Source organism: Ferviditalea candida, from assembly GCF_035282765.1.
GTDB lineage: Bacteria > Bacillota > Bacilli > Paenibacillales > KCTC-25726 > Ferviditalea > Ferviditalea candida.
This window is the reverse complement of the sequence record NZ_JAYJLD010000013.1, coordinates 1-19,903: the sequence shown is the minus strand read 5'-3', so window position 1 is coordinate 19,903 and position 19,903 is coordinate 1. Positions and strand designations below refer to the sequence as shown.

The 19,903-nt window shown below is 49.7% G+C and carries 22 protein-coding genes and 1 pseudogene; 21 read left to right on the top strand and 2 right to left on the bottom strand.

Annotated features, from left to right (window positions below; translation table 11 throughout):
* Window positions 1–3 precede the first annotated feature (3 nt).
* From cobI to VF724_RS10375, 14 genes are all read left to right on the top strand, one after another.
* A complete protein-coding gene (cobI, locus tag VF724_RS10440; RefSeq protein ID WP_371754188.1) occupies window positions 4–726 on the top strand; it encodes a precorrin-2 C(20)-methyltransferase in 723 nt (240 codons plus the stop codon).
* Window positions 726–1,520, top strand: a complete 795-nt coding sequence (gene cobM, locus VF724_RS10435) for a precorrin-4 C(11)-methyltransferase (protein ID WP_371754187.1) — start codon at window positions 726–728, stop codon at window positions 1,518–1,520. The genes cobI and cobM overlap by 1 nt, the downstream gene beginning before the upstream one ends.
* A complete protein-coding gene (locus VF724_RS10430) occupies window positions 1,513–2,622 on the top strand; it encodes a cobalt-precorrin 5A hydrolase (protein ID WP_371754186.1) in 1,110 nt (369 codons plus the stop codon). Before cobM ends, VF724_RS10430 begins: the two co-directional genes overlap by 8 nt.
* A complete protein-coding gene (locus tag VF724_RS10425; RefSeq protein ID WP_371754185.1) occupies window positions 2,619–4,034 on the top strand; it encodes a cobyrinic acid a,c-diamide synthase CobB in 1,416 nt (471 codons plus the stop codon). Before VF724_RS10430 ends, VF724_RS10425 begins: the two co-directional genes overlap by 4 nt.
* Window positions 4,021–4,578, top strand: a complete 558-nt coding sequence (locus tag VF724_RS10420) for a cob(I)yrinic acid a,c-diamide adenosyltransferase (RefSeq protein WP_371754184.1) — start codon at window positions 4,021–4,023, stop codon at window positions 4,576–4,578. Before VF724_RS10425 ends, VF724_RS10420 begins: the two co-directional genes overlap by 14 nt.
* Window positions 4,579–4,625: 47 nt before the next feature.
* Window positions 4,626–5,414, top strand: a complete 789-nt coding sequence (gene cobA, locus VF724_RS10415; protein ID WP_371754183.1) for a uroporphyrinogen-III C-methyltransferase — start codon at window positions 4,626–4,628, stop codon at window positions 5,412–5,414.
* Between the two features lie 25 nt (window positions 5,415–5,439).
* On the top strand, window positions 5,440–6,060 hold the full coding sequence (cobU, locus tag VF724_RS10410; RefSeq protein WP_371754182.1) for a bifunctional adenosylcobinamide kinase/adenosylcobinamide-phosphate guanylyltransferase: 621 nt from the start codon (window positions 5,440–5,442) through the stop codon (window positions 6,058–6,060).
* 14 nt (window positions 6,061–6,074) lie between these two features.
* The gene (cbiB, locus tag VF724_RS10405) at window positions 6,075–7,043 is read left to right on the top strand and encodes an adenosylcobinamide-phosphate synthase CbiB (RefSeq protein ID WP_371754181.1); all 969 of its coding nucleotides are present in this window, start codon (window positions 6,075–6,077) and stop codon (window positions 7,041–7,043) included.
* Window positions 7,040–7,822 (top strand): adenosylcobinamide-GDP ribazoletransferase, encoded by a 783-nt coding sequence (gene cobS / locus VF724_RS10400; RefSeq protein WP_371754180.1) that lies wholly within the window; start codon window positions 7,040–7,042, stop codon window positions 7,820–7,822. Before cbiB ends, cobS begins: the two co-directional genes overlap by 4 nt.
* A 3-nt stretch (window positions 7,823–7,825) precedes the next feature.
* Entirely contained in the window at window positions 7,826–8,929 is a 1,104-nt protein-coding gene (cobD, locus tag VF724_RS10395; RefSeq protein WP_371754179.1) for a threonine-phosphate decarboxylase CobD, read from the top strand.
* Window positions 8,930–9,003: 74 nt separating this feature from the next.
* Window positions 9,004–10,563, top strand: a complete 1,560-nt coding sequence (locus tag VF724_RS10390) for a cobyric acid synthase (RefSeq protein WP_371754178.1) — start codon at window positions 9,004–9,006, stop codon at window positions 10,561–10,563.
* On the top strand, window positions 10,560–11,075 hold the full coding sequence (locus tag VF724_RS10385) for a histidine phosphatase family protein (RefSeq protein WP_371754177.1): 516 nt from the start codon (window positions 10,560–10,562) through the stop codon (window positions 11,073–11,075). Before VF724_RS10390 ends, VF724_RS10385 begins: the two co-directional genes overlap by 4 nt.
* A 23-nt stretch (window positions 11,076–11,098) precedes the next feature.
* A complete protein-coding gene (locus VF724_RS10380; protein ID WP_371754176.1) occupies window positions 11,099–11,818 on the top strand; it encodes a HoxN/HupN/NixA family nickel/cobalt transporter in 720 nt (239 codons plus the stop codon).
* A gap of 13 nt (window positions 11,819–11,831) precedes the next feature.
* Window positions 11,832–12,464 carry a precorrin-2 dehydrogenase/sirohydrochlorin ferrochelatase family protein gene (locus VF724_RS10375; protein WP_371754175.1) on the top strand — a complete coding sequence of 211 codons (633 nt, stop codon included), beginning with the start codon at window positions 11,832–11,834 and terminating at the stop codon, window positions 12,462–12,464.
* Between the two features lie 378 nt (window positions 12,465–12,842).
* On the opposite strand, the pseudogene VF724_RS10370 reads toward VF724_RS10375, so the two are convergent.
* Window positions 12,843–13,253 (bottom strand): annotated as a pseudogene (locus VF724_RS10370) (IS1380 family transposase); the annotation flags it as partial.
* 150 nt (window positions 13,254–13,403) lie between these two features.
* Here VF724_RS10370 and VF724_RS10365 point away from each other — a divergent pair.
* The 7 genes from VF724_RS10365 (at window position 13,404) to VF724_RS10335 (ending at window position 18,244) form a co-directional block, all read left to right on the top strand.
* A complete protein-coding gene (locus VF724_RS10365; RefSeq protein ID WP_371754174.1) occupies window positions 13,404–14,612 on the top strand; it encodes a nuclease-related domain-containing DEAD/DEAH box helicase in 1,209 nt (402 codons plus the stop codon).
* 27 nt (window positions 14,613–14,639) lie between these two features.
* Entirely contained in the window at window positions 14,640–15,026 is a 387-nt protein-coding gene (locus tag VF724_RS10360) for a P-loop NTPase family protein (RefSeq protein WP_371754173.1), read from the top strand.
* Window positions 15,027–15,069: 43 nt separating this feature from the next.
* Window positions 15,070–15,801 carry an SIR2 family NAD-dependent protein deacylase gene (locus VF724_RS10355; protein ID WP_371754172.1) on the top strand — a complete coding sequence of 244 codons (732 nt, stop codon included), beginning with the start codon at window positions 15,070–15,072 and terminating at the stop codon, window positions 15,799–15,801.
* 14 nt (window positions 15,802–15,815) lie between these two features.
* Window positions 15,816–16,445, top strand: a complete 630-nt coding sequence (locus tag VF724_RS10350) for a DUF1643 domain-containing protein (RefSeq protein WP_371754171.1) — start codon at window positions 15,816–15,818, stop codon at window positions 16,443–16,445.
* 31 nt (window positions 16,446–16,476) lie between these two features.
* Complete coding sequence (locus VF724_RS10345; RefSeq protein ID WP_371754170.1) at window positions 16,477–16,647, top strand: hypothetical protein; 171 nt, start codon at window positions 16,477–16,479, stop codon at window positions 16,645–16,647.
* Between the two features lie 118 nt (window positions 16,648–16,765).
* Window positions 16,766–17,692, top strand: a complete 927-nt coding sequence (locus VF724_RS10340) for an ADP-ribosylglycohydrolase family protein (RefSeq protein ID WP_371754169.1) — start codon at window positions 16,766–16,768, stop codon at window positions 17,690–17,692.
* A 15-nt stretch (window positions 17,693–17,707) separates the two neighbouring features.
* Window positions 17,708–18,244 carry an HD domain-containing protein gene (locus tag VF724_RS10335; protein ID WP_371754168.1) on the top strand — a complete coding sequence of 179 codons (537 nt, stop codon included), beginning with the start codon at window positions 17,708–17,710 and terminating at the stop codon, window positions 18,242–18,244.
* Here VF724_RS10335 and VF724_RS10330 read toward each other — a convergent pair.
* Window positions 18,213–19,775, bottom strand: coding sequence for a hypothetical protein (locus VF724_RS10330; protein WP_371754167.1), 1,563 nt, complete (start codon window positions 19,773–19,775; stop codon window positions 18,213–18,215). The genes VF724_RS10335 and VF724_RS10330 overlap by 32 nt on opposite strands.
* Between the last annotated feature and the right edge of the window lie 128 nt (window positions 19,776–19,903).

The window sequence follows — 19,903 nt, the reverse complement described above, 5'->3', positions numbered from 1 at the left end:
CTGATGACGTCTACAGCGATAACATTGGGAACGCTGTACGGAGTAGGTGTCGGACCAGGCGATCCGGAGCTTATTACTGTCAAAGCGTTTCGCATGCTCAAGGAATGTCCGGTCATTGCATACCCGAAGAAACGGATGGGCGCCAAATCGTATGCGCTGGAAATTGTTGAGCTCTATGTGGACACGTCCGGCAAAGAGATGCTTGGCCTCGTGTTTCCGATGACGAAGGATCGAGCGACCTTGGACCAGGAATGGTCCAAAACGGTGGATGCTTGCTGGCGGCATCTGCAGGCGGGCAAGGATATCGCTTTTGTCACGGAGGGAGACCCGAACCTTTACAGCACGTTTATTCACATGGCGCGTCTTATGCAAGAGGTGCATCCCGAAGTGCCTGTCCGCTCGGTTCCCGGCATTTCATCAGTGCTTGGCGCCGCCGCGCGTCTGGACCTCCCTTTAGCGGACGGGGACGAGCAGGTGGCGATTGTGCCGGCCAACGGAGATCGGCAGGCGATGAAACTGGCGATCGAGGCGCATGACGCTATCGTATTCATCAAAGTGGCGAAGGTGCTCGATATGATGATTGAAATTTTGGAGGAACTGAATTTGACGGAAAAAGCGTCCGTTGTCACGAAAGTGACTTCGCCCCAGGAATTGATTTGGCGTGATGTTCGTGAATTGAAGGGGCAAGAGCTTGAATATTTGACTCTGATGGTGGTGAGAAAATAATGCAGCTTGAGCCGAAAGTGTATATCATTGGCGCCGGCCCGGGCGACCCTGATCTCATCACGGTCAAAGGCTTGAACATATTGCGAAATGCAGACGTCGTGCTGTATACCGACTCGCTCGTGAGCGAGGAGCTTGTCCAACGTGCCGCGGATCATGCGGAAGTGTTGCAAAGCTCCGGCATGGATCTGGAGCAAATGGCCGAACTGATGGTTAACGCCGTTCGCGCAGGGAAATCGGTCGCACGCGTGCATACGGGCGATCCGTCCGTGTATGGCGCTATTTTGGAGCAAATGGTGCTGCTGAAGTCGCAAAACGTCGAATACGAGATCGTGCCCGGCGTCAGCTCTGTTTTCGCTGCGGCGGCGGTGCTCGGGGCGGAATTGACTGTGCCGGATCTCACGCAAACGGTCATCTTGACGCGTGCGGAAGGACGCACACCGGTGCCTGACCGTGAACAATTGCGCGATTTGGCATCCCACCACTGCACGGTGGCCCTCTATCTTAGCGCAACGTTGGCTAAGAAGGTGGTCAAAGAATTTCTCGAAGCCGGTTGGTCGGAAGATGCCCCGGTTGCCGTCGTACAAAGAGCGACCTGGCCGGATCAAAAAATCGTGCGAACGACCCTTCGAAATTTGGATGATGACCTTAGAGAAGCGGGTATCCGAATGCACGCGATGATTTTGGTCGGTTGGGCGCTCGATCCGTCGCTTGTCGATCGGGACGAACACCGTTCCAAGCTGTACGATAAGACGTTTACCCATGGTTACCGCAAGGGAGTGGCTTCTCATGAGTAAGCCGTTTGCCGTGGTGGCGATCACCAAGCATGGAGTGGAAATGGCCCGCCGGCTGGCAGAACAACTTGCGGGAACCGACCTGTTTTACATGAGCAAATTTGTCCGCGGAGACGAAACCGAAAAGGGCTTTCAGCTGTTCGAGGGCTCGGTAAAGCTGATTTTGCCTGATTTGTTCAAACGCTATAACGGAATCATTCTGTTTATTTCGCTCGGTGCTGTCGTTCGCATGATCGCCCCGATTCTGGAGGATAAGAAAAAAGACCCGGCCGTGGTAGTCATTGATGACCGCGGAGAGCATGCCATCAGCGTGCTGTCGGGTCATCTGGGCGGGGCAAACGAGCTCACCCGGGAAGTTGCGAACATACTTGGCGCGCGTCCCGTCATTACCACAGCTTCGGATGTGCAACAAACGATTCCGGTTGATCTGTTCGGACGCAGCTTCGGTTGGGAGATCGAAAGCTTCGACAAAGCGACCCCTGTCAGCGCATCCGTCGTCAACGAAGAGCGCATCGCAGTCGTGCAGGAGGTGGGGGAGACCGCTTGGTGGCCATACGATAAGCCGCTGCCGGAGCATATCCGGGTTTATCCGGATGTACAGCAAGCAATGAAGACCGAATTCGATGCGGCGCTCGTTGTAACGGACCGCCTGCTTCTACCCGAAGAAGAAACTGCTCTGCTTCGCAACGGGGTGCTGTACCGGCCGAAAACGCTTGTGTTGGGCATTGGATGCAATCGCGGTACGCCGGCTGATGAAATTGAGCGCGTGATTGTGGATACCTTGGCTGAATTGAAATTGTCCGTTAAAAGTGTGCGAAACATCGCCACCATTGACTTGAAAAAGGATGAACAGGGGATTTTGGACGTATGCAGCAAATACAAATGGAACTTGGAAACCTATACGCCCGAACAGCTAAACGCGATTCCGCTGCGCAATCCGTCGAAAACGGTATTCAAATATACCGGCGCTTACGGAGTGAGCGAACCTGCCGCGCGATTATCGAGCATGGCCGATGATTGGCTGCTCGAGAAGAAAAAGAGCGGCAACGTCACCATTTCCATTGCCCGTGTCCCCAAAAAACTTCATAGGGAGGCAAAGGTATGAACGCGCGCAGACCCCGTATCGTGATTGCAGGCACTGGCAGCGGCGCGGGCAAGACGACGGTGACGATCGGCTTGATGGCTGCGCTCAAACGCCGAGGAATGAACATCCAAGGATTTAAATGCGGCCCGGACTATATCGATCCGTCCTACCATACGGCGGTTACCGGCCGATTGTCCCGCAATTTGGACACGTGGATGCTGCCGTTTGATACGATGAAGGAAATCTTTTTGCGCGGATCGGAAGGAGCGGACATTTCCATCGTGGAGGGGGTTATGGGCCTCAATGACGGGAAAGATCCCTTGTCGGATACAGGATCGACGGCGGAAATTGCCGCTTTGCTGGAGAGCCCCGTGCTGCTTGTCGTGAACGTTCAAAGCATGGCGAGAAGCGCAGCGGCTGTGGTGCTTGGTTTTCAGAAATTGAACGACGGCGTGCGGATCGGCGGTGTTATCGTAAATAAATGCGGCAGCGCCGGACATTACCATATCGTCAAAGCCGCGATCGAACAAGAATGCGGTGTGCCCGTTATGGGCTGGCTGGGCCGCAGTGAAGATATTCAGATACCTGAACGCCATCTCGGTCTGATGCCCGCCATCGAACGCGGCGAGTTGGGTCCGCTGTTCAGCAGTGCCGCAGATATGATCGAACACGGCATTGATCTCAAGGCGGTGTTGACACTGGCCCACGACGCCGCACCGCTTGCGTGGCCCGCAACCCGCCAGTTCGTGCGGCAGGAGCCTCATGAAGAAACAAGGCCAACCATTGCTGTGGCTAAAGACGCCGCCTTTAACTTTTACTATCCGGAAAATCTTGAGTTGCTCGAATTGTTCGGCGCCAACCTATGCACGTTCAGCCCGCTTGCCGGAGAAAAGGTACCGGAGGATGCGGACGGCGTGTACATAGGCGGAGGATTTCCCGAAGAATTTGCCGCAGAACTATCTGCCCAGAAACAGGTAAACGAATATTTAAAAGCCAAGATTGAAGCGGGGCTGCCGGTATTTGCGGAATGCGGCGGATACATGTATTTGACCCGCTCCATTACGGACCGTTCCGGCGTCGCTCACGATATGGTCGGATTGATTCCGGCGCATGTCTGCATGCAGACGAAGCTGGCTGCGCTCGGATACCGTGAGGTAAAAGCGGTGCGGGACAATCTGCTGCTTGCCGAAGGGGAGACGATGAGAGGACATGAATTCCACTATTCCGTCCTGACCGCAGAAACCGATGAGTACCCGCATGCCTATGAGACCAAGGGATTGCGGGGAGCCGGTTACGACGGTTACTGCGATTTTGCGGTTACGGCGGGGTACACGCACGTTCATTTCGCCTCGAACGTAAACGCGGTGCGCCGGTTTATCGACCGGTGTGCGGCTTATGGTCGAACAAGGAGGGGAAGCAATGGAGCGCGCTAAACCAACGACGAACCGGAAAGGGTACACGCTCGTTTACACGGGAGACGGCAAAGGAAAAACGACCGCCGCCATCGGCCTTGCCGTTCGCGCCGCCGGACGGGGCTGCAAAGTGCTCGTGCTGCAGTTTATCAAATCTTCACAGCGAACTTATGGAGAGCAGATCTCCCTGCGCAAAATCGGTGTCGAGATGCGCCAGCTCGGCGCCGGCTTCACTTGGACCAAAACTCCGGAGGAGCATCGCGAAGCTTTGCGAACAGCATGGGAGACAGCCAAGGAGGAAACGATGCATGGGCCTTGGGACGTCGTGATTCTCGATGAAATCAACAATGCGTTGGCGATTGAACGATTTCCGGTAGCCGATATTCTTCCGGTGGCCGAAGTTGTGGAACTGATCGAGCGCCGGCCCAAACACCTGCATCTTGTATTGACCGGCCGGAACGCAAGGCCGGAAATTATCGAGAAGGCCGATCTTGTGTCTGAAATTCAGGCTGTCAAGCATTACTATAATGAAGGAGTTCCGGCTGTACTCGGACTTGAATATTGAAAAAAAGTCCAAAAACGTATGGTGATCAGAGGGAAGGAGGACGATCCATGGAAAAAGGAACAGTTTATTTGGTCGGAGCGGGACCGGGGGATCCCAAATTGATTACATTGCGAGGCTTGGAATGCATTCAAGCGGCGGACGTCATTATATACGACCGCTTGGTGAACCCGGATTTGTTGAACCATGCAAGAAAAAACGCGGAAAATATTTACTGCGGCAAATTGCCGAACGATCATACGCTGCGTCAGGAGGAGATCAATCAGCTTCTTGTTTCCAAGGCAATGGAGGGGAAAACCGTCACCCGGCTTAAAGGAGGAGATCCTTCCGTATTTGGCAGAGTGGGTGAGGAGGCGAAGGAATTGGCAAAATTCGAGATTCCGTTCGAGATTGTTCCAGGCATTACTTCCGGCATTGCCGCGGCGGCTTATGCGGGAATTCCGGTAACTCACCGGGACTATGCTTCGTCTTTTGCGATTGTCTCCGGACACGGTCGTTCGGATTCGGATATTGCCGGCGATCGAATCAATTGGAAGGCGCTTGCCGATGGAATCGATACGATCGCGTTCTATATGGGAGCCTCCAATCTTTTCAATATTTGCGATCAATTGATCAAGTACGGCAGGGATCCTATGACACCCGTTGCTTTGATCCAGTGGGGTACGACTTCCGAGCAGAAAACTTTGGTGGGAACGTTGGAAAACATTCATGAAAAAGCCCAAAAGCAGCAATTTTCCCATCCCGCTATTATTTTGGTCGGAGAAGTCGTCAAACTTCGCGACGAACTTCATTGGTTTGAAAAAAGACAACAATTTACATTGAAAGCGGGCTTGAATTAATTTTCTGAAAAAGCAGGAGGGAGTCATGTCTACCCACTCTGAAGGATTCCAAACGAATAGCGGCAGCACCATATTGGTAACCGGCGGAGCGCGCAGCGGCAAAAGTTCCTTCGCGGAGCGTTTGGTAGGAAAACTTGGCGCAGAAAGCGGAAGACCGATTGTCTATATCGCCACCGCGCAAATACATGACGACGAGATGGCCAGTCGTATTGCCGGGCACCGGGACCGGCGTCCGCCCGGGTGGAAAACGGTCGAATCCCCGTATGATCTGGAGGAAACGGTAAAAGAACTTTACTCGCGGCCGGTTGGAGCCGTCCTCATCGACTGCGTGACCATGTGGTTGAGCAATCTGCTGTTGATTCCCGGGCCTATGGGAGAGGAGCAATGGATGAAGCCCGAGGCGAGCGAGTTAATTTTACATAGGGCGGAGGCACTCGTGAGATTGCTGAAAACTGCTCCCTTTCCGAGTGTACTCGTAACCAACGAGGTCGGACACTCGCTCGTACCCGAGTATCCGCTGGGGCGTGTATACCGCGACCTCGCGGGAAGGGTCAATCAAGCTCTGGCAAATTGCGCGGATGACGTTTTTTATGTCGTCTGCGGCATCCCGATCAATTTAAGGCAAATGGCTTGGCGGCCCGATTGAGGTGAGATGGTGCTTTGAATACGTTAATCATCGTGAGTGCCTCAATTATCGTTGATCTGTTCGTAGGAGACCCCAAGGCCATTCCTCATCCGGTCGTCGGATTCGGCAAGGCCATTGCATGGTTTGAGCGGCTTTTTCGGAAAGAAAGTGTCAGTCCGCCTCTGCAAAAGATGCTGGGGGTTTCTTTAGTCATATTTCTTCTTTTGCTTGCGCTTGGATTGACCTTCGTTACGCTCTGGTTGGCTTCACACGTGCATCCGCTTGCGGAATCGGTTGTTTCGGTTTGGCTTATTTCCACGACCATTGCCGCCAAAGGGTTGAAGGAGGCGGCGATGCAAGTATACGGGGCACTCGCTTCCGGTGATTTGGAGGAGGCACGCCTTCGTGTCGGTTATATTGTCGGCCGGGATACCGATTCACTCTCCGAGCAGGAAGTGTCGAGGGCGGCAGTGGAAACTGTTGCGGAAAACATTGTGGATGCGGTTGTCTCCCCAATCTTTTATGCATTAGTCGGCGGCGTCTATGGAGCCATTCTGTATCGAGCGGTCAATACGCTGGATTCGATGGTAGGCTATAAAAATGAAAAATATCGATATTTTGGGTGGGCCTCTGCAAGATTGGACGACGTCCTTAACTTTGTTCCGGCGCGGATCTGCGGATTCTTGTTATGGCTGGTTGCCTTGGCCAGTCGGACGTTAAGCGCAAATGGAGCGTGGAAAGCGATGCGGCGTGACGCTTCCAAGCATCCGAGTCCGAACAGCGGTATACCGGAGGCGGCAATCGCAGGCGCCCTCGGCATTCAGCTCGGCGGAGAAAACCGATACGGCGGCATCGTTTCGGTGCGGGCGAGAATGGGTGAAGCGCATCGAAACATTGTCATCGAGGATATTCCTAGGACCACCCGTATTTTGTATAAAACTGTCGTATTTGTCTTAGGTATATTCCTCTTACTATTAAATTTGATGTGGTGGCGTTCTTTATGAGAAATTGGCTTTACGGCTGCATTGTTGCTTTTCAGTTCCTCACCAAAATTCCGGTCCCGCTGAAAGTTCCATATCAAGTGGAGACTGTAAGCCGAAGCCTGCCTTTTTATCCACTGGTCGGAATAATTATCGGAGCCATCGCTTATGCCGCGGCCAGTTTGCTTCCAGCCGGCATGGCGCCGCTAAATGCATTGTTGCTTCTGCTGTTGTGGACGTTTCTTTCAGGCGGTTTGCATTTCGACGGATGGATGGATACCGCTGACGCATTTGGCAGCTACCGGGACCGGGAAAAAATGCTCGAAATTATGAAGGACAGCAGAGTAGGAGCTATGGGCGTCATCTATGCAGTATTCCTGCTGCTTCTTAAATGGATCAGCCTATGGACAGTAATGGAACATTGGGCAGTTAATCCGGATTTCAATCGGATGGTAATGTACCTGCTGCTTTCAATTCCGGCCGTCAGCCGCTGGTGGATGGTTGCCGCCGTCATCCAAGGACCTTATATCGGCGGTCCCAGCGGTTTGGGCAGACAATTTGCGGAAGTTCGGAATGTCTGGCTTGCCGGCGCTTCCATTTGGCTGCTCCTCATTTTGTTTTTGCTGCCTTCATCAGTGTGGCTCGCGGTATTCGTTGGCCAGCTTATCGCCGGTTGGTTGTTTGGGCGCTACATCAAAGGCAAACTCAAGGGCTGGACGGGCGACACGTATGGAGCTCTAAACGAAGCGGTTGAAGCCGTAGGGTTTATCATTTCCGCTTATACAGCGGTATTGGGAGGATAACCGATGCTGGAGAAAAACGGTCACGGCGGTGATTGGGCGACGGCTATGGAGATGTTCCCCTGCATACTCGACAAACTTCTCGATTACAGTGCGAACATTAATCCGTTAGGACCACCAGCTGCCCTGCAGCAATTGTTGTCGCAGCAATGGAATTTTCTTACACGATATCCCGATCCGGAGGTTCGTGAGCTGAGGGGGGCGATATCGGCCAAATACGGTATTATGCCCGAATCGGTGCTTGTCGGTAACGGCGCAGCGGAAGTGATTGATTTGATAGTGCGTACGCTGAAGCCGGAAACTGTAGGCGTTATTGACCCGACCTTTTCGGAATATAGAGAGGCGTCCGAGAAATACGGGGCAAACATCGTCTCGATTCAGGCCTTGGCGGAAGAGGAATTTTCCGTCCCGTTGGAAAAAGTCATTGAAGCACTAGCGAAAGTGGATGCATTGTTTATCGGCCAGCCGAACAATCCGACGGGTAATCGTTGGGAAAGGAGATATTTGGAAGAACTGATTCGGAGCGCGGAGAAATTCGGAACCAGAATCATATTGGACGAAGCATTCATCGACTTTTTCCCGGACGAGGCGGACGTCTCTATGGTACATGAAGCCGAAAGATCGGAAACGGTCGTTGTGGTTCGGTCCATGACAAAGTTTTATGCCATTCCCGGTTTGCGGTTGGGTTATGCAGTCGCCGGACCCTCCTTAATCCGCGCCATGAAACGGCTGCAGGTTCCGTGGAGCGTGAATCATCTTGCGCAAAAAGCAGGCGTATTGGCACTGCAGGATCTTGTCTACGAACGGCATTCAAGACAGCTTATCTCGGTCGAACGGTCGTGGCTTTCCCGCGAGTTGGCCCGGCTCGGTTGCCAAACATATGAAAGTGCAGCCAATTTTTTGCTTGTGCGGTTAGGGAACCATTGTTTGGACGCTGATGAACTGCAGCGCCGGCTTGGCTTTGAAGGCATACTGATAAGATGCTGTACGACCTTTATCGGATTGAACGATCATTATTTCCGCGTAGCGGTTCGGACGCGAACCGAAAATGAGCGGTTTATCCGCGCGCTGGAAGCAGCATTGAAACCTGCGGTAATAGGGAGCGGATAACCTTGCAGTATGGAAAAACCGTGTTCGTCTTGCAGTCGGTACGAATGCGTTTTTAAACGGGAGGAGGCTTGAAAATGAATCTTGCCAGGACAATCATGCTGCAAGGCACGGCATCCGACGTGGGAAAAAGTGTAGTAACGACGGCGCTGTGCCGCATTTTTCATCAGGATGGCTGGAAAGTGGCACCCTATAAATCGCAAAATATGGCGCTTAACTCATATGTGACTCCCGACGGCAAAGAAATCGGACGGGCTCAGGGGGTGCAGGCGGAAGCATGCGGCATTGAAGCTACAACCGATATGAATCCCATCTTGATCAAACCGACGCGGGACATGAGCGCGCAAATTGTCGTGCACGGTAAGCCGCACGAGGAGATGAGCGCGCGCAGATATCGGGAAGAGTATATGCCGCTGGCCGCCGGGATTGTACGGGACGCTCTCGAACGGCTCCGCTCCGCTTATGACGTTATCGTGATCGAAGGAGCGGGAAGTCCGGCTGAAATTAATTTAAAAAGCCGGGACATCGTCAATATGCGAGTTGCCGAATGGGCCGATTCGCCGGTCGTGCTTGTGGCCGATATTGACCGGGGCGGCGTTTTCGCATCGATCATTGGTACCCTGGAACTGCTGGAAGAGCATGAAAGAAAACGGATTAAAGGCTTCATCATCAACAAGTTTCGAGGGGACATGAGCCTGCTGCAATCCGGGCTTGACTGGCTTGAGCAGCGGACCGGCATTGCTGTGCTCGGTGTCATTCCGTACCTGCCCAATCTGGATATTGAGGCGGAAGATTCCATCGTATTGGACAAACGACAGGTTAAGCATAGTAAAGACTATGACAAACATAGGAAAATTGACATTGCCATCGTCCGGCTTCCACGCATATCCAACTTCACGGATATCGATCCGCTGGAGGTGGAGCCTGACGTGCTTGTGCGTTTCGTTCAAAAGCCGGAGCAAATGAAAGATCCTGATATCATCATCCTCCCAGGCTCGAAAAATACAATTGAAGACTTGGGGTTCTTGCATGAATCCGGATTAAATGATGAGATCCGCAAGAAAGTTGAGAATGGTTGCCGCTTGGTTGGGATTTGCGGAGGTTATCAAATGCTGGGAACCAAGCTGAAAGACCCGTATCAGGTCGAATCAGATAAGGGGGAAGCTGACGGCCTCGGTTTTTTACCGCTTGAAACCACGTTTTACCGCGATAAACGGACAGTGCGGGCCACCGGTTCGATCGCTTGCGGACATCCCGACTGGCAGTCTTGGAGCGGCTTGCCCGTAGAAGGCTATGAAATTCATATGGGTCGAACGGAGAGACTCGGGTCAGTTTTTCCGCTTTTCCGGATTGGGAGCGAGTGGGACGGCGCTTTGTCGGAAAACGGAGCTGTCTGGGGAACGTATATGCACGGCATATTTCATAACGATGCCTTCCGACGCCGCTGGCTTGACAGTTTGCGAATCGCCAAAGGGCTGGAGCCGATCAAAACAGTCGTGTCATTCAAAAACCGGCAAATTGACGCCTTTGACCGTTTGGCCGAGCACGTCCGGAGCCACATTCGGATCGATAAGCTGTATGATATCATGGGATTGCCCAACGAGCATGGTCACAAGCGGAAAGGGGTAAGATCATGACGCTATACTTCATGCGTCATGGGGAAACGGAGTGGAACCGGCAAAATCGCATTCAAGGGCGTAAGGATGTCTGTTTGAACGAAAAGGGCATGAAACAGGTTCACGATGCGTCAAAGTGGCTGATTCAGAACTCTATTGTTATCCATCGTATTGTATCAAGCCCTTTGCAGCGCGCCGCTCAGTCCGCATTGTTGATTGCCGAGAAACGGGGTCTGCCCATTGAGTTCAATGCCTGTTTCGCTGAGCGTGGATTTGGGGAGCTGGAAGGATTAACGTTTGGTGAAATCGCTGCGAAATTCAATATTCATGATCCCGAGAATATGGATTCATCATTGTATGGCGTCGAATCGATAACGGAGTTGTATCAGCGGGTATGGCAGGGACTTTGCACTTTGTCGGAACCTAATACAGAAAATGTGCTTATTGTCACGCACGGCAGCATCATTCGGATCTTGACGGGAATTCCTGAAATTGTGAGAAACGGCATGATACTTCCTTATTGTAAGTCTTAAGCTGGATAAAAGGAGAAGAAAAAATGGACAGTCAATTTCTCTTCGTTCTCATGTCTTCATTAATTCTAGGGTTTCGGCATGGTGTGGATTGGGATCACATTGCTGCGATCACGGATCTTGCCGGCATCGAAACCAGATCGAAGCAAGGAATGTTTCTTGCATTCATGTACACTCTTGGTCATGGATCGGTTATTCTAATTCTCGGGATCATTGCTGTTGGATTAAGCGAACAAATTCCCAGTTGGCTTGATTCCATAATGGAAAGATTCGTTGCTGTTACACTAATTGTGTTAGGTCTAGTGATGTTTATTACCATTATTCGTCAATGGAACGGATTTGAGCTTAAAAGCAGATGGACTTTGGTTATGGACGGGTTCCGTCAACTGAAGCGGTTTATTTTCTCAAAAGTATTAAAAAAAGACACGGTCTCGATAACTTCAATGAATAAAACAATGGGACGTTCCGGAGCTTTTGTCGTTGGAATTATTCACGGATTCGGCGCGGAAACGCCGACTCAAATTATGCTGATAAGCACTGCTGCAGGCATGAAGTCTATGTTTTTTGGAAGTTCCGTCGTTTTTTCCTTTGTCATAGGTTTAATGATATCCACTTCCCTGATAGCCGTTCTTACCGTAATTGGCTTCATGAAATCGCGTTTACACTTATCCGTTTATCGGTTCATGGGTTTTCTTACCGCTGCTTACAGTTTTTCATTGGGCGTCATCATTTTTTTGAAAGCATGAATGGGGCAAAATGATGAGACAATATTATCCCGTAATGATTGATCTTAATGGAAAAAAAATCGTTGTGATTGGCGGGGGGGCAGTCGCTACACGGAAAATCGGCGGTTTATTAATGTCGGGGGCGGAGATTACGGTAATAAGCCCATCCGTTACAGATCAAATTAAGCAGTGGGCATATGAGAATTATATTAAATGGCTGCCAAGCAAATTTGAAGGAAAACATAATATACAAGATGCGTTTCTTGTTTTCGCTGCAACGAATAATGTAAAGGTTAACAGGGAGATCAGCCAAATGGCATCCTCTTTCCAATTGCTTAACATTGTTGATCATCCGCAGTTAAGCAATTTTATAGTTCCTTCTACATTTACCAGAGGAAAGTTATCTGTTTCAGTCTCGACATCAGGTTCATACCCAGGGTTGTCAAAGAAGATCAAGCAAGAACTTTTACAGATTTATGATGAATCCTATGAAGAATATGTCGGCTTTTTAGAGCAGTGTCGGGCTGAGATTTTAAAAAATATTTCAGATCCGCAAACGCGAAGCAGAATATTTGAGAAATTATTGGATCCCATTTTTTTGGAGTTAACTAAAAAAGGAAACTATCAAGAAAGAAATAATCTTTTTTTATCTATGATATTGCAATGATTGAGACGCAGAGGGATCTCAGTCTTGATTATACATTGACGAGGATGGAGGAATTCGGTGCAATCGTTGTCAAACAACCCACGCTTGAAGAGGCGTCGAGGACACAAGCAAATTTCCTTAAAGAAAAAGAGATATCGGAAACAGCAGGTTGAAATATCACCTGCTGTTTCCGATTTTGCATGGATCTATAAAATATGCGGATTTTAATCGGAGCTGCCGCTATAATCAGAACCATCGTGATCATGGCGGCCATGATCCACTCCCCATACCAATTTTAATAAATGATAGCAAAAGAAGTATTACAAATTACTTACAAAAACGCCTCTATTCGCTTATTGTATGGAATCAAAGTCCGTGATTCGTAATAGAGATAAACTGATCGGAAAATAACGGGAATGGCAAGCAAGGCCGAATGATTTCTTGGTTCAGCACTCTCAGCTCGGTTGGCAGAGTCGGGCATGTCCGGCCGAGTCTGGCCAATTCCTTGTACAACAGGCTGTGATGAGGACAACGACCGCCGAGGAAACGGCTCAGCAAGGCGTCGTGCTGCAATTTGCGGAAATGAAAGATCCGCTCACAGCCGAGCATCCAGCCGACGATCAGATACAGCAGAATACGCGGAAGGGGGAACACCGAATTGAACGCTTTGCCGCCTGAGAGATTGCGCATCGCCTTCGTGAGCTTGATTTTTTCGAGGTATTCCAAAAAAACTTTGACTCCGCCGAAGTTGGTCGCATTGTGTAATGAAAATTCAGTCTTGATTTTGTGAATGGATGTGTTAGACTTCACCTAAAGGGTGCTCCTCTCTTTGGGTATTGATGTTCTGACAAACACCATTCTACCAAAGATTCGGAGCACTTTTCATATTTTCAAAGAACATTACTTTCGAAATTCAGGCTTAATTTTATTAAAGCATCCTATTAAGGAGTGACAATGAGCATGGCCCGGATGATCCCCGACCTTCCGCCGGACGCAATTGAAAATGATGGAGAGCGCGTGTTTTATTCTGCCGTGCAGGAGTCCTTATCTGAAGAATTCACGGTCTTTTATTCCTATAAATTTTACAGGCAGGAGAACGAGGATCATGAAATCCGGGAAGCCGATTTTATTATAGTTCATCCCTCGCTCGGATTTACGGTGGTGGAAGTGAAGCAGGGGGATATTGCATATATCAACGGCCAGTGGAATGAATTCAAGAACGGCGGTTATCAACCCTTGCATAAAGATCCGGTTCAGCAGGCCCGAACGGCCATGTACGAAATCCTGCAATCCTATACCAAGCGTTCCGGCGGCCGAAGATTCCCGCTCCGCGTACGATTCGCCCTATGCTTTCCGGAATGCTCGCAAATCAGCGGCTTCCTGCCTTCGATGCTAAAAGAAGGCAGTGTTTGGACGGCCCGCGATCTTGACCGGTTGGAGGATAAACTGTGGGAGCTTTTCGACATGAGAGACCGCCAGGAGGAAAAAGAAGCCGTCAACGACCTGATCTCCAAAGTGCTTGCTCCGTCTTTCAAGCTGTTTTCCTCATTGGAGGACAAGATACAAAGCTTCCGCAAGCAAGCGCAAATCATCTTGACCGAGGAGCAGGAGCGCATCCTGTATGAAACGGAGGAAGACCGAAGGAAAATCTTTTTCGGAGCGGCAGGCACAGGGAAAACCTATATCGCAATGGAAAAGGCGCGCAGATCCGCTGAACAAGGAAAGCGTGTCTTTTTGACGTGCTTCAATAAAAATTTGGTTCGGTTGTTTGATGAGTATGTGAAGAATCCGCTGGTGACCGGTAAAAATTATCACGATTACCTGTATGAGCTGCTGAAGGAGAAAGGGTACGAATGGGTGGAGCCGTCTGACGGGGAAGCATCCCGCCAATTTTTCGATGTCGAACTGCCCGCCACGGGTTTCGATTACTTCGATCAAGCCTCTCAAGAGGAGAAATTCGATGTCATCATCATCGACGAGGGACAGAATTTCAAAGAGGATTGGTTTCTCTGTCTGGAAAATATGCTGAAGGACAACGGGGAATTGTACATTTTTGCCGATCCGAACCAAAATCTGTTTGGCAGCAGCGTGGATGCGTTGAAGAAATATGACATGTCCAAGCAGCGTCTGACCTACAATTTGCGAAATTCGGAGAAAATCAACGAGTGAATCATGCCTTTGAGCGGGGAAAAGAAAATGAAGTCCAAGCTGGCCGGCGGGATGTCGGTTGTATCTGTTCCTTGGAAAGACACCACAGAAGAGAAACGGATGATCGAAAAAGAAATCGGCAGACTCGTGAGCCAAGGGCTTTCTGCGGACCGCATCCTGATATTGTCGCCAAATCGTAGAGAAAAAAACTGTCTCGGCGAAGCTGGCAGGCTTAAGGAATGGCCGCTTGTTGATTTCACCAGTGGAGAAAGAGGGGTTAAATTCGCCACGATCCGTTCCTTCAAAGGCTTGGAAGCTGATGTCGTCTTCCTGATTGATGTTCGGGACAACACCCCGGTCTGCAGCCCCGCTGATATTTATGTCGGTGCTTCTCGGGCACGTTATTTGCTGTATGTTTTCCATCAGGAGGGATAGCGGATGCCGGAAGTTTAACTGATTGGAAGGAGATGAAAACTAGATGGACCTTCAAGCAGCCGCTCAGCTTATTCAAAGTGCGCAAAGTTTAGTGGTTTTAACAGGCGCCGGTTGCTCCGTAGATTCAGGAGTGCCGGATTTTCGTTCTCCGTCCGGTTGGTGGCGTCAAATCGATCCGAGAACCCTAGCGACGGTGGAAGCACTGGAAACGGACTATGACAACTTCCACTCCTTTTACGCTGCGCGAACTGAGCATTTGGCGGAGATACAACCCCATGCAGGACATCATGTGCTGGCCCGTTGGGAGCAGGAAGGACGCCTGCAGCTGATCGCAACCCAGAACGTGGACGGCCTGCATCAATCAGCCGGAAACCGTCAGGTAGAGGAGCTGCACGGGTCGATCCGGAACTTTCGATGTCAGAGGTGCGGACAGAAATCGAACCAAGAAGACTTCCTGCAAAAGAAACCATGCGCCTGTGGCGGTAAGCTGCGTCCGGATGTCGTACTGTTTGGGGAGAGCCTGCCGCAAACCGCTTGGAACCGCTCTATGCAAGCGATCGAGAAAGCGGACGTGGTCCTCGTGATCGGCACAAGCTTGCAGGTTTATCCGGTTAATCAGCTGCCATTCATGACCAAAGGGAAGTTGATTCTGATCAACAAAGAGCTGACAGGAGAGGAACACCATTTTGATGTTGTGATCCAAGGCGGAGCGAAGGAGTGTTTGGTGGCTACGAATAACGAGATGGTTCAAGATTATGATTTGAATGAAGGTTGATGGGAGGTCTTCGCATGACTCTTATTCAAGCAGAGGGTACTTTTGTCAAAGACAACTCATTAGAGTATAGGATTGAAGCTCAATTGAAGATTAAAGGAAATTCCCCGCCCCAAAATATCCTGCTTATTATGTTAAATCCCGGTGACTCGAAATTACAAAATGATACTGCGTGGAACCTTACAAAAAATAATCAGAAGAAGACAGATAAAATTAATTTAGACAAAACAATGAACAAAGTGGTTTACCTGCTCAAGAAGGCTGATTCCAATTTTAATGGTTCTGTCCACATCCTCAACCTTTTTAATTTAAGACATACTAAAGCCCAAGAGGCTATTCAAGAATATGTTACTCAGAAAAAAGACAAGAGTGAATCGCCATTTCTTGAAACCGATTTTTCAATTGTCAATTTGACTGATTACGACTTTACATGGGTTGCATGGTCTCTAGAAGCTAATTCTTATTTGAACAATAGAAAAAAAGATGTTCTCTGTCATTTAAGAAAACAAGGAGAAGGCCGTATTATAGGTAAATTTGAATCATGCTTTCATGCGCGGCACCTTCGTCCAAGACTGAAGAAGCACCAGGATGAATATGAGTCCTACATTGTTCCAGAGCTGTGTAATGCGTTAGCTTTAAGAAAATAGACCTTACCGATGAGAAGGAGAGCGGAATAGAATGATCACTCAAAATGAAGCTATACTCGAAGCCTTCAAAGAACTTGGAGGCGTTAGGACAGCCAAAGAAATATGTGAATGGGTTGAGAAAAAATACGGAAACCGTTGGAATGACTACAGCACAACAATGGCCGACATGGTTCCTCCTAATCATGGAGGAAACCCTTCTTAGAACTCTATATTGTTGTCGAGTAAGAGAAGTGCGATTAGGGTCTCTAGAGGAAAATACAGCTTGATCAACAAAGATTTATAGTTTATTTAAAAAATGAATCTGGAAGGGAAAGAAAAAATTGGATAATCTCGTTCGTTATGAAGGTTGCCTCATCGGTCTAGCAGCCGGAGATGCCGTGGGCACAACGCTTGAGTTCAAAACGGCTGGCAGCTTTAAACCCATTCAAGATATGGTCGGCGGTGGACCTTTTCAATTGGAGCCCGGTCAGTGGACGGACGATACGTCGATGGCTATGTGTTTGGCGGAAAGTCTTGTGGAATGCCGAGGATTCAATGCAAAGGATCAAATGAACCGCTACGTGAAATATTATCGAAATGGTTATTGGAGCGCCAAGGATTATTGTTTCGATATCGGCAATACGGTTTCGCAAGCGCTGCAGTGTTTTGAACGAACGGGTGATCCTTATGCCGGTTCAACCGATCCAAAGTCAGCCGGAAACGGGTCCATTATGCGGCTGGCGCCGATCCCAATGTTTTACTTGAAAGATCCTGTCCATGCCATAGATTATGCCGCCAAAAGCTCTCGTACAACACACGGTACCGAAGAAGCTGTCGATGCTTGTATTTATTTATCTAAATTAATAATTAATGCTCTAAATGGAATGCCGAAGAATGGGCTTCTGGCTGATCACAGCCGGGAAATCGAATCCCAAATCCAACGGACCTTAAGCCCTGCAATTAAAAAGGTCAGCCAAGGCAGTTTTAAAGAGCTGCAGCCGCCCGCAATCCAGGGTTCCGGTTATGTCGTGAAGTCTTTGGAAGCAGCCCTTTGGGCTTTTCATTCAACAGAGACGTATAAGGAGGGACTGCTGAAAGCAGTCAATCTCGGAGACGATGCCGATACGACCGGAGCCGTCTATGGTCAGCTGGCCGGCGCTTACTACGGACTAAGCGGCATTCCGGAATCCTGGGTGGAGAAAATCCATCGCCGTTCCGAAATTGAGCAGCTGGCAGATGCTCTGTATCAGCTTTCACAAAATGAATAAAAGGGAGGACAAACCATGAACATCATTGACAAAGCCATTCAAACCGCAACCATCGCACATGCCAACCAAACCCGGAAAAGTTCCGACTTGCCGTATATCACTCACGTTTATGGCGTAGGCATCCTGCTAGCTCAGCATGGCTGCAGCCCAGAAGAGATCGCAGCCGGCATTCTGCACGATACGGTGGAGGATACGGACTTGACCTTGGAAGACATAAAAAAAGATTTTGGCGAGCAGGTGGCTGCGATCGTCGAAGGCTGCTCAGAGCCTGGCAAAAGCTTGTCTTGGGAGAAACGGAAAGAGCACACTTTGGAATTTCTCAAGCATGCGTCGGACGAGATCCGCCATGTGGCGTGCGCGGACAAGCTTCATAACATACGTTCCATGCGTGAGGATTACAGCAATCTCGGCGAATCCCTATGGACCCGGTTCAAGCGGGGGAAAGAGCAGCAAGCCTGGTATTATAGCGGGCTTGTAATAAGTCTGTCTGTCGGCGCGCCTTTCCCCATGCTGGATGAACTCAAGGTTGAGGTTGAGCGTTTGTTTGGATGATGGAGCGTTCATTTTCATCCCAACGCTTCTTGATTTCTCCATTTTCCGCATACTCAATTCCTTTGCTAAACTGGGCGTGTTTGCTGTAATTCTGAAAACATCCTTCGTACCAAAGCTGGCCCGATTCATAATACAGCTTTCCTTTAACAAAGCTCCGACATCCATGAAAAAAATACGGATTTTCTGCAAACACGCCGATAAACTTGATCTGCCCGTTCGCGTAGTATTCCTTACCTTTACCGCATAATTGACCTTGCTTGAATTCTCCCTCATAGTGAAGCGCACCGTTTTTATAGAACATTCGTCCGATTCCGTGTGGGTTATTATCGACAAATTCTCCTTCATACCATAAGCTACCGTCGTTCCAGTAGCCTGTGCCGCGGCCATTTTTGGCATCATTCATCCATTGTCCTTCATATTTCAAAATGCCATTCTCATAAAACTCGCGGCCTTCGCCGTGACGAAGCCCGTCCTTCCAATCCCCGGCATAATTCTGGCGGAACTTATGTCTGGCAAGCTCTCGGTTCATGATTTCGATCCCGTTCAACAACTCCTGAAAGAGATCTTTCCAGCCTTGTTCGCAAAGTGAAAGCGCGTATTGATAAAGCTCCAACGCAGCATCAAGTTCGTCCCATTCCGCGTGAAAATCAGCCTTGAGTTTATAGATGGATGGAAGAGAGGGGTTCGCCAGAATTGCCTCGTTGATAGTCGAAAGGATCTCTTTTCTGTCACGATGCATGTCTTTGTAGAGACCGGCCAGATTGTGCAGGATAAATTCATCGGTCGGGTCCCGTCTCAAGCCCTCAAGATAGCTCTTTTCCGCTTTGCGTAATTGTCCATCCGCCGTATATTGAAATCCCATGTTCAGGAACGCATCGCTGCAGCCGGGCTGCAAATCCGCCTGGTGGCGAAAGCAGGTTTCCATTCGGTTCAGTTTTCCCTGTCCGGCCCATTGAAAAGCTAATCGTTCCCACAAAAATATCCGGTTCCCGGAAAATTTCGAAGCATCCAGTTCCTTCGCTTTCGTCAACAATGTCTGGATTTGAAACATCGTCTCGGAAGAGGGGAAGAGGTCGCTTTCCAAATCATCCAGCGCTTTGCCGGCTTGACGAATCAGCCGTTCCGCGTAAAGCGAAGAGGGGATTTTTCCAAGAAGTACAATCTGCTCTTCCGGAATCGCCTCCAGGATTTCAAGAAACATCCGACGGCCCCGATCTGAATCTTCCAATTGCACCGCCAGCCAAATCGCCGTTTTATGCTGCATTTTGTACCGAAAATAAATCCGCCGGATTCCGCGATGATGGACCTGCGTGGGGCGCCATGCATCATTACCTCTGGCTGCTGTCGACGCTTTCCACCGATAAGATCGATAATACGGACTTGAAGTCGTTCCGTATTCCATCCGCGTAATCATACCTTGCATGCTCTGTTTCACTTTGAAATCATCGACGGCAATTCCGAGCAAACGGTACAGGAAATCGATTCGTTCCTCTCGTGTCTCAAACTTTACATACACATTCGGTATTCTCATCGTAATCCTCCCTTTCTTTTGACAACATACTGTTCGCCGCTTCATTATATGGCGGGAAATAGCCATGGATTCGCCATTCGGTTTGGCGGAGCCAAACCGAAAATGTACCCGACAATAGCCTAATCCCT

Coding starts and splice junctions, on each gene's coding strand:
- cobI (WP_371754188.1), top strand. CDS start 4: ATGACGTCTACAGCGATAACATTGGGAACGCTGTACGGAGTAGGTGTC.
- cobM (WP_371754187.1), top strand. CDS start 726: ATGCAGCTTGAGCCGAAAGTGTATATCATTGGCGCCGGCCCGGGCGAC.
- VF724_RS10430 (WP_371754186.1), top strand. CDS start 1,513: ATGAGTAAGCCGTTTGCCGTGGTGGCGATCACCAAGCATGGAGTGGAA.
- VF724_RS10425 (WP_371754185.1), top strand. CDS start 2,619: ATGAACGCGCGCAGACCCCGTATCGTGATTGCAGGCACTGGCAGCGGC.
- VF724_RS10420 (WP_371754184.1), top strand. CDS start 4,021: ATGGAGCGCGCTAAACCAACGACGAACCGGAAAGGGTACACGCTCGTT.
- cobA (WP_371754183.1), top strand. CDS start 4,626: ATGGAAAAAGGAACAGTTTATTTGGTCGGAGCGGGACCGGGGGATCCC.
- cobU (WP_371754182.1), top strand. CDS start 5,440: ATGTCTACCCACTCTGAAGGATTCCAAACGAATAGCGGCAGCACCATA.
- cobS (WP_371754180.1), top strand. CDS start 7,040: ATGAGAAATTGGCTTTACGGCTGCATTGTTGCTTTTCAGTTCCTCACC.
- cobD (WP_371754179.1), top strand. CDS start 7,826: ATGCTGGAGAAAAACGGTCACGGCGGTGATTGGGCGACGGCTATGGAG.
- VF724_RS10390 (WP_371754178.1), top strand. CDS start 9,004: ATGAATCTTGCCAGGACAATCATGCTGCAAGGCACGGCATCCGACGTG.
- VF724_RS10385 (WP_371754177.1), top strand. CDS start 10,560: ATGACGCTATACTTCATGCGTCATGGGGAAACGGAGTGGAACCGGCAA.
- VF724_RS10380 (WP_371754176.1), top strand. CDS start 11,099: ATGGACAGTCAATTTCTCTTCGTTCTCATGTCTTCATTAATTCTAGGG.
- VF724_RS10375 (WP_371754175.1), top strand. CDS start 11,832: ATGAGACAATATTATCCCGTAATGATTGATCTTAATGGAAAAAAAATC.
- VF724_RS10365 (WP_371754174.1), top strand. CDS start 13,404: ATGGCCCGGATGATCCCCGACCTTCCGCCGGACGCAATTGAAAATGAT.
- VF724_RS10360 (WP_371754173.1), top strand. CDS start 14,640: ATGAAGTCCAAGCTGGCCGGCGGGATGTCGGTTGTATCTGTTCCTTGG.
- VF724_RS10355 (WP_371754172.1), top strand. CDS start 15,070: ATGGACCTTCAAGCAGCCGCTCAGCTTATTCAAAGTGCGCAAAGTTTA.
- VF724_RS10350 (WP_371754171.1), top strand. CDS start 15,816: ATGACTCTTATTCAAGCAGAGGGTACTTTTGTCAAAGACAACTCATTA.
- VF724_RS10345 (WP_371754170.1), top strand. CDS start 16,477: ATGATCACTCAAAATGAAGCTATACTCGAAGCCTTCAAAGAACTTGGA.
- VF724_RS10335 (WP_371754168.1), top strand. CDS start 17,708: ATGAACATCATTGACAAAGCCATTCAAACCGCAACCATCGCACATGCC.
- VF724_RS10330 (WP_371754167.1), bottom strand. CDS start 19,775: ATGAGAATACCGAATGTGTATGTAAAGTTTGAGACACGAGAGGAACGA.